Origin of the sequence: Psychrobacter sanguinis, assembly GCF_020736705.1 — a bacterium.
GTDB lineage: Bacteria > Pseudomonadota > Gammaproteobacteria > Pseudomonadales > Moraxellaceae > Psychrobacter > Psychrobacter sanguinis.
Genome location: NZ_CP085990.1, coordinates 2,877,977 through 2,890,586, shown reverse-complemented (window position 1 = coordinate 2,890,586; position 12,610 = coordinate 2,877,977). Strand labels below are relative to the sequence as shown.

General features: G+C 40.4%; 9 protein-coding genes. 6 read left to right on the top strand and 3 right to left on the bottom strand.

The window, feature by feature from the left end:
• Positions 1-49 precede the first annotated feature (49 nt).
• Positions 50-1,090: an NADPH-dependent aldehyde reductase Ahr gene (ahr, locus tag LK453_RS12140; protein WP_007393687.1), complete on the bottom strand. Its 1,041-nt coding sequence runs from the start codon at positions 1,088-1,090 to the stop codon at positions 50-52.
• Between the two features lie 284 nt (positions 1,091-1,374).
• On the opposite strand from ahr, the gene LK453_RS12135 reads away from it, so the two are divergent.
• The gene (locus LK453_RS12135) at positions 1,375-2,280 is read left to right on the top strand and encodes an alpha-glutamyl/putrescinyl thymine pyrophosphorylase clade 3 protein (protein ID WP_201535821.1); all 906 of its coding nucleotides are present in this window, start codon (positions 1,375-1,377) and stop codon (positions 2,278-2,280) included.
• A gap of 355 nt (positions 2,281-2,635) precedes the next feature.
• Here the strand turns inward: LK453_RS12135 and LK453_RS12130 are convergent, their stop codons facing one another.
• On the bottom strand, positions 2,636-4,000 hold the full coding sequence (locus tag LK453_RS12130) for a cation:dicarboxylate symporter family transporter (protein WP_007393684.1): 1,365 nt from the start codon (positions 3,998-4,000) through the stop codon (positions 2,636-2,638).
• A gap of 361 nt (positions 4,001-4,361) precedes the next feature.
• On the opposite strand from LK453_RS12130, the gene trpB reads away from it, so the two are divergent.
• Positions 4,362-5,582 carry a tryptophan synthase subunit beta gene (trpB, locus tag LK453_RS12125; protein WP_201527162.1) on the top strand — a complete coding sequence of 407 codons (1,221 nt, stop codon included), beginning with the start codon at positions 4,362-4,364 and terminating at the stop codon, positions 5,580-5,582.
• Positions 5,583-5,715: 133 nt separating this feature from the next.
• Here the strand turns inward: trpB and LK453_RS12120 are convergent, their stop codons facing one another.
• A complete protein-coding gene (locus tag LK453_RS12120; RefSeq protein WP_007393682.1) occupies positions 5,716-6,321 on the bottom strand; it encodes an AAA family ATPase in 606 nt (201 codons plus the stop codon).
• Between the two features lie 264 nt (positions 6,322-6,585).
• Between LK453_RS12120 and LK453_RS12115 the strand changes: the two genes are divergently transcribed.
• The 4 genes from LK453_RS12115 (at position 6,586) to LK453_RS12100 (ending at position 12,342) form a co-directional block, all read left to right on the top strand.
• On the top strand, positions 6,586-7,731 hold the full coding sequence (locus LK453_RS12115; protein ID WP_201535837.1) for a beta-ketoacyl-ACP synthase III: 1,146 nt from the start codon (positions 6,586-6,588) through the stop codon (positions 7,729-7,731).
• A gap of 250 nt (positions 7,732-7,981) precedes the next feature.
• Complete coding sequence (prfA, locus tag LK453_RS12110; RefSeq protein ID WP_007393680.1) at positions 7,982-9,070, top strand: peptide chain release factor 1; 1,089 nt, start codon at positions 7,982-7,984, stop codon at positions 9,068-9,070.
• 62 nt (positions 9,071-9,132) lie between these two features.
• Complete coding sequence (gene lysS, locus LK453_RS12105; RefSeq protein ID WP_007393679.1) at positions 9,133-10,659, top strand: lysine--tRNA ligase; 1,527 nt, start codon at positions 9,133-9,135, stop codon at positions 10,657-10,659.
• Between the two features lie 297 nt (positions 10,660-10,956).
• Positions 10,957-12,342: a hypothetical protein gene (locus LK453_RS12100; RefSeq protein ID WP_201535840.1), complete on the top strand. Its 1,386-nt coding sequence runs from the start codon at positions 10,957-10,959 to the stop codon at positions 12,340-12,342.
• Positions 12,343-12,610 lie beyond the last annotated feature (268 nt).

Below are 12,610 nucleotides of genomic sequence, written 5' to 3'. Positions count from 1 at the left end.
TTATTAAAGTTTTAAAGGTCTAAGCTTGTCGAGCCTAATTCGCTTAGAATTAGTCAAAGTCATTTTCTAACACGATACGATAACGGGCTTTGCCTTCTCGCATATGGGTTATCGCTTCGTTAATCTTCGACATAGGATAGGTTTCGATAACCGGTTTAACACCAGCTCGTGCCGCGAAATTAACCATTTGACGGATTTCAGCAGCGCTACCAGTGGGGGAACCCGCAACAGATTTTGCACCGCCAATTAAGTTAAAGGCTTGGATATCTAATGGACTAAGGACTGCGCCCACGTAATGTAACTTTCCTTCAGGCTTCAATAGGTCCAGATAAAGATTCCAGTCCAATGCCACATTAACGGTTGAAATAATTAAATCTAGTGAACTTTGCGCTTCCTTCAAAGCGTTCTCATCTTTAGAGTTAATGATATTATGAGCACCTAATGATTTAATTTCGTCATATTTATCTGGACTGGAGCTAAAGGCAGTGACTTCACAGCCCCATGCATTTAAAAATTCTAATGCCATGTGGCCAAGCCCACCAATACCAATCACGCCAACTTTTTTACTGGCATCCATATGATGTTGGATGATAGGGCGATATACAGTAATACCACCACACATTAATGGACCTGTTGATTCCATATCGATACCCTCAGGTAAAGGAATGACCCATTGCCATTGAGCTCGTACTTTGTCAGCAAATCCGCCATAATGACCAACAATAGTAGGACGAGCTTCTGGGCATACGTTCGCTTTACCATCAATACACCAGTCACAGTGCTGACATGATTCAGCAGTCCAACCTAAGCCAACCTTTTGTCCAATTTCCAATCCTTTAACGGCATCTCCCATACGGGTCACCGTACCAACCACCTCATGACCGGCGACGACTGGGAAATCGCTCATCCCCCATTCATTATCGATAATGGACAAGTCAGAATGGCAGATACCGCAGTGGCTGATTTTGATTTCGACTTCATCGTTTTTTAACTCGCCTGCATCATAGTCATAACGCTCTAATGAGCCGCCGGCCTCTTTTGCCGCATAGGCACGGATGGTATTGTCGGAGGTGGCATTATTAGTAGTCATATATTTTCCTTTTATTATTCTATGAGTTACGCTTAACTAGTGTCAGTTTTTTAAAACTGGATAATAGTTAGGGATTAGTAATTAGTAATTAGAAAGGGTAGGCTGTACTGATTAGTATTGCTGAAATAATCACAATATACCATGTTGTTTTTAATGGTTTTTGTTAGTGTTTATTTAAGGAAATGAAAGTTATCAAATGGTTATAAAAGACACCGGTTATAAAAGATAATAATGATCTGTATCTAAATCTTGATACCCAAAATAAAAGCTGAGACTTACCTCATATGAAATTTACAGATACCAGTGATTCTTCAATTAAAATTGCTGAAGACATACGCAGTTATCTACAGTCGAATAATCTTGCTGAGAATTTGCCCACTATTACTTATGAAGTACTGGCGTTACAACTTATTGAAAGCGAAGAGGCGAATGCTCGGATACAGGCGCTGTTGAACAGCGAAATTGATCCAGAATCTATTAACCCTGAGTCAGACAAGTTCGATCCCATAAAAGCCATTATCTCATTAAGACATACCAATTATGATGAGGCCTGTTGGCTAAGTTTCTTACTAATCTATACCGATGATAGTGCGCAGACCGAGTGGGCATTTATGAAAAAGCTGTATGGTGGCGAAGGCTTGAATTTACAAAGCCCGTTAACTTGGCAACTCCTAAATGAACAACCCTCACTTAACGAGCGACTAGAAGCCTTGGCGGTTTCGCTATCACAAAATTATCCTAAACCAAAATTTGGTCATCATCGAGCTTATGAATCATTAAGTCATTTGCCGATAGTATTCAGTAGTTATGTTGACTTTATTGATGAACAGGGTGGACATAAGGCATTATTTAGACCAGTAGATAATGCTTTAGATAGACAACAGTATTTTAAATTACTATATGATTTGATCCGTCAAAATATTTATCGCTTTGGCAGATTATCGACTTATGAGTATTTATGCTTACTAGGTAAGCTAGGACTGGCTGAGGTAGCACCGGATAGTTGTTATATCGCTGAAGCCAGTGGGCCTAAACGTGGCGCTAAGTTACTGTTTGGTATGCTAAGTAATGAGCAGCTAGATGAGCATGCTGTGGGTCTAGCGGATTACTTAGAGATTGGCTATCAAGAGATGGAAGCGGCTTTATGCCATTGGCAAAAGTCTCCTGAGCGGTTTATTAAATATGATTAGTTGAAAAGATGTTATTTGTTTTTAAAATATAACGATTGGCTATTGAGATTTTTCAATTATTTATATTCGGTTAGAAAGGTGTTATTACGTAATTTTATTTCATTGGCTAGATAGGCGAAGAGTAGGCTCAATATAAGCTATATTATTCAGTCTACGCCAAAAGCAGGTAAACAGTAAAGTAATTGAGTGAATGGTTATGGCCGATTTATATCAAAGTCATATGACATAAAAAAACGCCTTAATAAGGCGTTTTATCATTACATCCTTGCTATATTTATTAAACAGCTAAGCCAGCAAGGTAATCTTAAAACAGTCGATTTTGAATGATTATATTCTCAATCAGTCGGTTACCAGATTAGCCAACCTGAGCAGAGCTGTCATCGAAGCTAGCTTGTTCTGTTGTATTACCCAAAACTTTGTCACCCACCACGCCAGCAGTGATAGAGCCGCTAACGTTGACCAAAGTGCGCATCATATCAATCAAAGGTTCGATTGAGATTAATAGACCTGCCAACTCTAAAGGCATGCCTAAGGTCGATAAAACAATAATAGCGGCGAACGTTGCACCGCCACCGACACCAGCCACACCGAATGAGGCAATCATAGCCACGCCTGCTACCGACGCAATAAAGCTAATCGACCAAGGATCAATGCCCATAGTAGGGGCAATCATCATTGCTAACATAGCCGGATAAACCCCAGCACAGCCGTTTTGACCAATGGTTGAACCAAATGAAGCTGAAAAGTTAGCGATGGGTTTGGCTATGCCTAATTTATTGACCTGAGCATCGATACTTAAAGGAATGGTCGCCGCCGAGCTACGAGAGGTAAAAGCGAAAGTCAAAACTGGAGCGATTTTCTTAAAGTGATCAATAGGCGATCTGCCTGCCAACATAATGATAAAGGCATGGACTATTAGCATAATAAATAATGCTACATAAGAAGCGACTAAGAACTTGGCCAGTTGCCAAATAGCATCAGCATCAGTGGTCACAATCACTTTAATCATTAAAGCCATAACTCCATAAGGCGTTAGGCGAATAATGAAGCGTACCAACGCCATAATCCAGCTTTGTAGCACGTCGATCGCTCGAATAATAAGCGCGCCTTTTTCAGGATCATTTTTATTAACTGTCAGCGCTGCCATGCCCAATAGGCTGGCGATAACCACTGCTGAAATCATGGAGGTGCTTTCTAGGCCAGCAAGTGTGCCGCCAATACTGGTAGGAATGAAACTCAAAATCAGACCCGGGATCGTTAAGTCCGCCACCTCACTACTGCTTTCAATCATGCTTTGACCACGGGCCAGTTCCTGTTCACCTGCCACAATCGAGCTGGCATCTAAATGAAATAGGTTGGCGATAATGGCCCCATCTACGGCAGCGATACCGGTGGTAATGAGTAAAGTGCTGATAATCCAGAAACTCATTGAACCGATCATTGAGGCTTTTTCTAAACGGGCGATAGCCGCTAAGATAGAGACGAATACCAGTGGCATGGCAATCATTTTTAGTAGATTGACATAACCGTTACCAACGATATTGACCCAAGGTAAAAAACTCTCTGTATCTATATTGAAAGCAGATAAGACTAGACCGTAAAGCACACCGATAAATAGTCCTAGAAATACGCTACGACTCAACGAGTCGCTTTGACGGTGATATCGCCATAAGCCATATAGCAAGGCTATAAAAACAATGACCAGCAGTAGTAATAGCATGACGTACTCCGCAAATAAAAACGAACTATTATCCGGATTTTAAGTCAAAGGTCTAACAGTTAATTGTTAACTACTTATTCCAATAGGTTATAAACCCTCTTATATAAAGTTTTTTAACCATAAGTTTATGAAGTAACGCCTATTTCTATTAATTATTTATCTCATAGCTTATTAGCTATTTTGCTGTCAATTCACTTGACCGATTTGATAACATGTTTTAGAATTTGTATCACTGTACTAGAACACAAATACAAATATTTTGAAATTACGGTTTGATTAATTGGTTAGGTAAACGAGTACATAGCTAAGCTAAGTAAATAAAAAATGACAATGACGAGTCACTTGAGACAAGGTGCGATTAATGACTGAGATTAAAAATAGCTACGGATTACACGCGTCAACCCTACCTAATAAAGAAGGTTTAATTGGGGAGTTTGGTGGCAAAATTGGTCATCCTGAATTGGCCAAAGCGTTAGATGAGCTTGAAGTTGGTTTCCGTGAAATAATTAACAACAATGAGTTTATCGATGAGATGAAAAGGCTACGTGAGACTTATGTGGGTCGGCCTAGTCCTATTTATCATGCCAAGCGTTTGTCGGAACATTGCGGTGGTGCCCAGATTTATTTAAAACGTGAGGACTTAAACCATACTGGCTCTCATAAAATTAATCACTGCTTAGGTGAAGTATTACTGGCAAAGAAAATGGGCAAGACCAAAGTCATTGCTGAAACAGGCGCAGGACAGCATGGGGTAGCATTAGCAACAGCGGCAGCACTGATGGGTGTTGAATGTGAAATTCACATGGGGGTAGTCGATATTAAAAAAGAGCATCCCAATGTGAGTCGCATGAAGATATTAGGTGCCAAATTAGTGCCAGTATCACAGGGAGCAGGTACTTTAAAGGAGGCAGTAGACAGTGCGTTTGAGGCCTATTTAGGAGACATCGAAAATAGCATGTTCGCCATTGGTTCAGTAGTGGGGCCGGCACCCTATCCTGAAATGGTAGGCTATTTTCAATCGGTTATCGGTCATGAAGCTCGTGAGCAGTTCTTAAAAGCAACGGGTAAGCTGCCTAATAAAGTAGTGGCCTGTGTAGGCGGTGGCTCGAATGCCATGGGAATGTTCAGTGGGTTCATGGATGATGAAAATGTTGAGAAAGTAGGGGTAGAGCCGGCAGGTGAAGGACTTGATACAGCTAAACACGCAGCGACAATGAGCAAAGGGGTAAAAGGCGAGATTCAAGGTTTCAAATGTTATGTGTTACTTGATGATAAGGGCGAGCCTGCACAAGTCCACTCTATCGCTTCTGGGTTAGACTATCCTGGCGTTGGGCCTCAACATTCTCATTTACGCGATGCCAATTTAGCCACTTATGAAGCAGTAACAGACCAAGAGTGTTTAGATGCGTTTATGGCTTTGTCACGTATGGAAGGGATTATCCCCGCTTTAGAATCATCTCACGCAGTAGCCTATGCGATGAAGATTGCCAAAGAGATGTCTAGCGATGAGAGCATCTTAGTGAACTTATCAGGCCGTGGTGATAAAGACATCGATTTTGTATTGGAAAAAATTGACCTTTAATCTAGGTTTTAACTAAGTCTAAGCTTTAACCGAGATTACTGAACTTACTAACTAATTAAATACATAGCTCACCCTCTGATGTGGTGGGCTATTCTTATAACAGCTGGTTTTGTAGAAGCTGACTTGATGACTGTTATGACAGAGTATTTAAATACTGTGTGACTGTATTAACCCGTTGCTCTCGGTTGCCACCAATTTTTTTGAATGGTCGATGGTGCGCCGTAAGCGCCTGTTCAAAAGCTTGGCTAATCTCATGACGTTGGTGAGGCGCATCTCGTAAGTCATCAGCCTCCCACGGCACATCCACTTCGGTTAATAAAATTAAATCGTACCTGTGATTATTCGCTGCAGCTTCAATAGGTTGCGGGCATTTATCATAATACCAATAGGCATATACCATTAATTCAAATAGAGTAGTGTCACAAAAGAGATAGCGATTAGCTTGCTGCGCTTTTGCATTCTCTTCGGCCATTTGCCCTTCAGCGATCGGCATTAAGTCTTGCCATTCACAAGGGGTTTGAGTCAGATCCCACTTCTGTTGTAAATAAGGCCGCATAAATTCAATAGTGTACTGAGTATCAAAATAATAAGCCAAATCCTGACACAAGGTCGTTTTACCGGTACTTTCAGCACCTAATATCGCAACTTTGAAAACGTTTTGAATAGGGTACTGCTGTAGTGAAGGTACAACAGATAAGGGGGCAGTTTCAACAGTCCATGGTTTATCGATCGGGGTCATAAGAAGGTCTCAGAATTTTAAAGTAGGCCTAGATAAAGAATTTATAACACTCAGGATTAGGAATAATGACTCAAAACAGGCATAATATATGGCTTGGAATTTCAAATCCATGATGAGTATGACTCGCTGCACCATTATGCAATATATTGATGCAACATATTGAGTTAGACGTATAAATTTAATGATTGTGCGTGTTGCACAGCCATTTGACGTAATCGTAAACTGCGTTAAATACCTTATTTGCTAAGAAAAATAGGAAGCGATATGAAAACATATATTACAGGGACAGGTCTATATATTCCGCCGTATAGCATCAGTAATGAAGAGCTGGTTGAGTCGTTTAATCAGTATGTTGATAATTATAATCATAAGTATGCAAGCGAGATTGAAGCGGGCAGTCGTGAAGCATTAGAGAAGTCTTCAGCTGAATTTATCGAAAAGGTGTCTGGTATTAAGTCACGCTATGTGATGGATAAGAAAAACATTTTAGATCCTGAAGTGATGATGCCCGTCCTGCCAGCTCGTAAATTAGGTGAAGAGCTTTCAGTGATGGCTGAGATGGGTGTAGATGCCCTGCAGCAAGCTTTAGATGAGGCCGGCATTGATGCAACTGAACTAGATGGTGTCATCGTGGCATGTTCAAATCTACCCCGTGCTTATCCTGCTTTGGCCATTGAAATTCAACATGCTATTGGCATGCAAGATGGCTTTGCTTATGATATGAACGTAGCTTGTAGTGCGGCTACTTTTGGGATTGCGCAAGCGGTGGGCTCTATCAACGCAGGTCTGGGTAGCAAAGTTGCTGTGGTTAACGTAGAGATTACTACGGCGCACTTAAACTGGCGCAACCGCGACAGCCACTTTATTTTTGGGGATGTGGCGACCGCATCTATTGTTGAGCAATCTGACACGCCAAAAGGCTACGAAATCATTGATAGCAAGCTGTACACTCAATTTTCAACCAATATCAAAAACGAATATGGTTTCCTCGATAGAGGTGAGTATAAGGCGGCTGATGCTGAGCTTTATTATGACTTGAAAGATCCTGTGTCTGATAAGCTGTTTTTACAAAATGGTCGCAAAGTATTCCGTGAAGTATGTCCTAAGGTCTCAGAAATTATCAGTACCCAGCTAGAGAAAAATAAGGTCCCGGCTGAAGAGGTCAAAATGATGTGGCTACATCAAGCCAATATCAATATGATTAACTTAATCCTACGCAGTGTGGTGGGTAAGCAAGCTGATCCTGCAATTGCCCCAACAGTTATCGAAGAATTTGGTAATACCAGTTCAGCCAGTCCGATTATTGTTTTCCATCGCTACAAAGACAAATTACAGTCTGGTGACTTGGGTGTAATGTGTTCGTTTGGTGCCGGCTACTCAATTGGGTCTGTGCTACTTAGAAAAGTGTAATCGTCCTTTTTAATCTCCAAATTAAGCAGGTAACATAATATCTATTATGAGCCTGCTTATTTTTTAGTATGGATATTTGAAGTACGGATATTTGATAAGATGACTCTCGGTATTGTCCTTAAAATTTGCTATAATTAGCCACTTTATTTCTGCCACAAAAGTTACCTTACAAATTAAACGGTTAATAGTTCATTCAATTCTGACTATCCGTTAATATCTGTTAACAACTAGACTCAAGAAAAGATTACTTATGAAAGACTCGTTAAGAGAACGTTTAGATCAAATGGTAGACCGCTTTGAAGAAGTGACTGCCCTGCTATCTGACCCAGGTACTATCAGCGATAATAATAAATTTCGCGAGTTATCAATGGAGCACAGTGAGCTGTCTGAAATTACCAGCTTATGGCAGCGTTATCGTCAAGCAGAAACGGACAAACAAGATGCGCTTGAGATGATTAACGAAGCGTCAGATCCTGAAATGAAGGCGATGATGCAAGAAGAGATCGATTCTGCGGCAGACGATATTGCAGCGATGGAAGAAGAGCTCAACGTGATGATGCTGCCAAAGGATCCTAATGATAAGGTGCCCGCCTTCTTAGAGATTCGTGCAGGTACAGGCGGTGATGAAGCGGCTATTTTCTCAGGCGATTTGTTCCGCATGTATGAGCGTTATGCATCATCTCAAGGTTGGACTATCGAAGTATTGTCCGCCAACGAAGGCGAGCATGGGGGCTATAAAGAAATCATTACTCGGGTCTCAGGTAATGATGTATATGGTCGTTTGAAGTTTGAGTCTGGTGCTCACCGAGTACAGCGTGTTCCAGAAACAGAAAGTCAGGGCCGAGTACATACCTCAGCATGTACTGTTGCAGTCATGCCGGAAGTTAAAATCGATGATACGGTAGAGTTAAATCCAGCAGATATTCGTATGGATACTTTCCGCTCAAGCGGTGCCGGTGGTCAGCACGTTAACACCACGGATTCTGCAGTTCGTTTGACCCATATTCCTACTGGGGTGGTTGCTGAATGTCAGCAAGAGCGTAGCCAACATAAAAACCGCGCCAAAGCGATGCAAATGCTTATTGCGCGTATTCAACAAGCGAAAGTACAAGAGCAGGTCGATACTGCTGATGCACTGCGCCGTAACTTAGTGGGTAGCGGAGACCGTAGTGAGCGTATCCGTACTTATAACTTCCCCCAAGGTCGTATGACAGATCACCGTATTAACCTAACTTTGTATAAGTTGGATGCTATTATGGAAGGTGATTTGGATGAACTATTAGATGCTTTAACCCGTGAGCATCAGGCAGACTTAATGGCCAGTGTCAGCGGAGAATAACGGACTGCTTTAGTCGCCGCCGCTTTATAATAAATCTTTACCATAAATAATTTGAGAGTCTTATGTCTAATCAAAATAATCAAGATCAAGCCCCATCAATCGATGAAACTAATGACCTTATCGCTCAGCGCCAAGCTAAGCTTGATGAGATTACTGCCTCGGGTAAAATTGCTTATCCGAATAAGTTCAAACGTACTGATTATGCGGAAGATTTACAAAAGCAGTTTGAAGGTATTAGTAAAGAAGAAATTGAAGAAAAAGCGGCGAATGGTGACAAAACTCAGGTTAACGTTGCAGGTCGCGTCATGCTTAACCGTGGGGCCTTTATTGTTATTCAAGACATGACAGGTCGTATTCAACTGTATGTGGCTCGTAAAGAATTAACTGAAGAGACATTAGCGTTAATTAAGTCTTTAGACTTAGGTGATATCGTTGGTGTTTCAGGGTATATCGGCCGCTCTGGTAAAGGTGATCTATACGTTCATATCGAAGAAATTACCTTATTAACAAAATCTTTACGTCCTATGCCTAATAAATTCCATGGCCTAGCAGATACTGAAGCTCGTTATCGTAACCGTCATTTAGACTTAATGACCAATGAAGACAGTCGTAATACTTTCTTAATTCGCAGTAAAGTAATCAGCGGTATTCGTAAATTTATGCTGAACGAGCGTTTTATGGAAGTAGAAACGCCAATGATGCATCCTATTCCAGGTGGGGCAGTGGCACGTCCATTTATTACCCATCACAATGCTTTAGATATGCCACTTTATTTGCGTATTGCCCCAGAGTTATATTTGAAACGTTTGGTAGTAGGTGGCTTTGAGCGCGTGTTTGAAATTAACCGTAGCTTCCGTAATGAAGGGGTTTCTACCCGTCATAACCCAGAATTTACAATGATTGAGTTCTATCAAGCTTATGCGGATTATAAAGACTTGATGGACCTAACCGAGCGTCTGTTCAATGAATTGGCGACTGATATCTTAGGTACGACTGAGCTTACTTATCAAGATGAGAACATTAGTTTTAAAGCGCCTTTTGCGCGTCTAAGCATGAAAGATGCCATTGCTCAATATGCAGACAACTTCGATATGAGCAAAATTGATGACCGTGATTATTTAGCGGATTATGCTCAAAATGTTTTAAAACAGCAAGTTAAAGAAGGCTTTGGTATCGGTAAACTTCAGACCATCATCTTTGAAGAAACCGCTGAGCATAAACTACGTCAGCCAACTTTCATTACTGAGTATCCTGCAGAAACTTCTCCACTTGCCCGTCGTAATGATGAGAACCCAGAAATCACTGACCGTTTCGAGTTATTCATCGGTGGCCGTGAAATTGCCAATGGCTTCAGTGAGCTTAATGACCCTGCGGATCAGGCCGAACGTTTCCATAATCAAGTGGCTGAAAAAGATGCGGGTGATGATGAAGCCATGCATTTTGATGCTGATTATATTGAAGCTTTATCTTATGGCTTGCCGCCAACGGCAGGTGAAGGTATTGGTATCGACCGTCTAGTGATGTTATTCACTGATGCAGCCAGTATTCGTGATGTGATTTTATTCCCTCACATGCGTATTAAAAACTAGATTAAAACATAGGTTAAAAACCAGTTTTAATTTATGTTGTCACATTTTATAGGACTGCCAATAAGTGCAGTCCTATATTTTTTAATGCTACTTTTAATACTACTTTTAATGACACTTTTAATGTTGCTAAGGCTTTAGCACAGTACTGTTAGAACGGTATCAATCGAAAAATAGAATATTGAATGTTTATTTAAAAATGACTATAGACGCTTTAACCTATGTGCAACATAACTAAAAAAACGGTATAGTAATAATTGTTATTTTTGAAAAATTTCACAGTCAATCTAAAGGGACAGTATGACAAATTACTCCGCCCAGAAATCAAAGAGTGTTTCCTTGAATAATCAAGGAGAAGGGTATGGCAATCAGAATAATAATGTGAGTCATAACTCTACTAATGTTCATTCTATAGATAGGAATCAACCTGAGATTGGGTCTTCATCTGAGGAGGATGACGCTAGCAAAAAACAGCCAGACGTACAAAAGCCGGCTTCAGTGGCTGAATTTGACTGGCTGGCTATGTTCCATCGTACTTTCTTGTCAATATATTTGGCAAAAGATGATCCATTAGTGGGCTCAGGTCAGTTTGATTATGCGTTTAGGATAGGCAAACAGTTGCTATACGTCCTGACGCATGAGCAAATTGCAGCCGTAGACAGTCCAAATGTGTCAAAAACTATGCTTGCTGATTTACGACTGCAGGCGGCTACTTATATCAATAATCGCTTCCAACAGATCGCGGCTAAGGTTGAATTGCCAATAGCAAATGAGCAACAGGGCTTAGATAAGATCCACTATATAGGTCTTACGTCATTAACCTTAGTTCACGAAGGTAATAGCTATCAAATCGAACATGAGTTTGGAAGCAGTTTCTTTAAAGAAGCTTGTCCTATTGATTTGGCTGATAAAAATAAAGTCCTACAGTTATTTAGCCTAAACAGCTTTTATAAGACAGTTCAGTTGCTACAAACGCCAAGTGATTTATTGAGCTATTTCGACCATCACTTGTCTAAGTTAGTCAATATCGATGATTTTCAAGGTGAATTTGAACTGGCTCAGGCTTTTTTAAATAGTCCTGATTTTTATCAAAGAGCGATTGAGATACAACAAAAGCTGGTGGAAATTGGCCTATTGGCCAAAGTTGAAACTCGACTAACTAACCTTATAAACACAACAAATAATAATACTGACGATGCACAGTTAGCCCAAAACCAGATTGAACTGACCCAAAAGTTGCAATCTCATTCGACGATTTTTCAAAAATTATTAAACGGAACCACTAAGCGTCGGCATGATGCCGGAGATATGATTCCGCTTGATCAGGTAAAAATCTTAGTTGCAGAATCTATGTATACTCGAATAGGTATCATTGAAGAGATGATGGCTTATGAAAATCGTTCGCGAGAAGAGTGTTTAAACGGCTATCTTTGCCATCAACACTCTTATAATGACTTTGGGCAACACTATGTCATTGTGGTTTATGGCTTGGATGAAAATGCCCAATATTCAAAAGATTACTTGCAGCAAAATTATCGTGAATTGTTGACTGAGATTAATGCTGAGCTTCAAGACCCAGTAATGAAAGAGTACTTTATTTTAGGCTTCGATATGTCTAATAATGATGGGCAAGGCAATGTCACAGTGATGATGGATATCTACCATCAATCTGGTTTTGTCGTATAAGCGATTAATAATTTGGCAATGTTTCAAAATTAGGCAGTCATCATCTTGGCAATCTGTATTAATAATCAGTAGCAATAATCGATGCTAATAACCATTGATAATAACTAATGCTAATAGATAGCCAAGCGATAAGTCACTGAACCTACGCTTGTCACTTTAATAAATAAAGTAATCGTTCCTTTAGATAATTATTTGACATCAATATTGAATAAGTAGCAGCAACCTTGATAAAACTTAGTATCAGAGGCACAAGTCATCGATGTCTTGT

Bases quoted from the DNA above. Each gene is read 5' to 3' on its own strand.
- ahr (WP_007393687.1), bottom strand. From the start codon at position 1,090: ATGACTACTAATAATGCCACCTCCGACAATACCATCCGTGCCTATGCG.
- LK453_RS12135 (WP_201535821.1), top strand. From the start codon at position 1,375: ATGAAATTTACAGATACCAGTGATTCTTCAATTAAAATTGCTGAAGAC.
- LK453_RS12130 (WP_007393684.1), bottom strand. From the start codon at position 4,000: ATGCTATTACTACTGCTGGTCATTGTTTTTATAGCCTTGCTATATGGC.
- trpB (WP_201527162.1), top strand. From the start codon at position 4,362: ATGACTGAGATTAAAAATAGCTACGGATTACACGCGTCAACCCTACCT.
- LK453_RS12120 (WP_007393682.1), bottom strand. From the start codon at position 6,321: ATGACCCCGATCGATAAACCATGGACTGTTGAAACTGCCCCCTTATCT.
- LK453_RS12115 (WP_201535837.1), top strand. From the start codon at position 6,586: ATGAAAACATATATTACAGGGACAGGTCTATATATTCCGCCGTATAGC.
- prfA (WP_007393680.1), top strand. From the start codon at position 7,982: ATGAAAGACTCGTTAAGAGAACGTTTAGATCAAATGGTAGACCGCTTT.
- lysS (WP_007393679.1), top strand. From the start codon at position 9,133: ATGTCTAATCAAAATAATCAAGATCAAGCCCCATCAATCGATGAAACT.
- LK453_RS12100 (WP_201535840.1), top strand. From the start codon at position 10,957: ATGACAAATTACTCCGCCCAGAAATCAAAGAGTGTTTCCTTGAATAAT.